The sequence below is a fragment of the Cupriavidus sp. CP313 genome (assembly GCF_054072015.1).
Map to the genome: position 1 here is coordinate 1 of NZ_JBSVZB010000085.1, position 1,259 is coordinate 1,259.

Consider the following 1,259-nt stretch of genomic DNA (forward strand, 5'->3'; position numbering starts at 1 on the left):
TGTAGCGGCAAAGTTGTAATGTCCGGTTTCAGCAAAGTTGAAATGTCCGCCTGAGGCGCCCTTTGTGGTATTCAGCCTGCCCGGTTGAATGCAATGGAGGACGCCCGGCGATGGCTGGATCCGAGGTCATTACAGTAAGCATGCGTGAGTTAGATAGGCTCAAGACCGTCCAGGCGGTCGTGGATGGTCAGTTGCGGCCCGGCGTGGCTGCCGAACGGTTGGAGATCACGGACCGGCAGTTCCGGCGGCTGCTGGAACGCTATAGGCAGGAAGGCCCGTCCGGGCTAGTGTCGCGACGGCGCGGCCGGCCAAGCAACAATCGGATGCCGGCGGACCGCGAATCCGTAGCCCTTGGCCTGATCCGTGAACACTACGCCGACTTCGGGCCGACGCTGGCCTGCGAGAAGCTGCACGAGCGCCATGGGCTGACGTTGTCCAAGGAATCGATTCGACGACTGATGACGACTGCCGGCCTGTGGGTGCCGCGCAAGCAGCGCCCGCCCAAGGTGTACCAGCCCAGGAACCGCCGGGCGTGCCTGGGCGAGCTGGTACAGATCGACGGCAGCGACCATGCCTGGTTCGAGGAGCGGGCGTCGGCCTGCACGCTGCTGGTCTACGTCGACGACGCCACTAGCCGAATCATGGAGCTTCGCTTTACCCATTCGGAGGCCACGTTCACATACTTCGCCGCGACGCGCGCCTACCTGGAGCGCCATGGCAAGCCAGTGGCGTTCTACAGCGACAAGGCCAGCGTGTTCCGGGTCAACCGGCCCAATGCCACCGGCGGCGACGGCCACACCCAGTTTGCCCGAGCCCTGTTCGAGCTGAACATCGAAGGCATCTGCGCCAACAGCAGCCAGGCCAAGGGCCGCGTTGAACGGACTCACTTGACCCTGCAGGACCGGCTGGTCAAGGAGCTACGCCTGCGTGGCATCAGTACGATGGAGGCGGCCAATGCCTTCATGGCGGAGTTCATCGCCGACTACAACGCGCGCTTTGCCAAGGCGCCGCGCAATAACCACAACGCCCATCGGCAGCTGCGACCGGATGAGAACCTGGATCTGATCTTCACGTGGCGGGAGCCGCGCTGCGTGTCCAAGAGCCTGACGATCCAGTACGACAAGATGCTCTACCTGCTGGCCGACACCCCGGAGCATCGCAAACTAGCCGGCCGCTACATCGATGTCTATCACTACCCGGATGGCAGGATCGAGCCGCGGGCGAATGGCGCCGCCCTGCCCTACACCACCTATGACCGG

At 63.7% G+C, this 1,259-nt stretch carries 1 protein-coding gene; it reads left to right on the plus strand.

The window, feature by feature from the left end; genetic code table 11:
• Positions 1-110: 110 nt before the first annotated feature.
• On the plus strand, positions 111-1,259 hold a 1,149-nt coding region (locus ACW4E8_RS40975; protein ID WP_456809694.1), incomplete at its 3' end, for an ISNCY family transposase.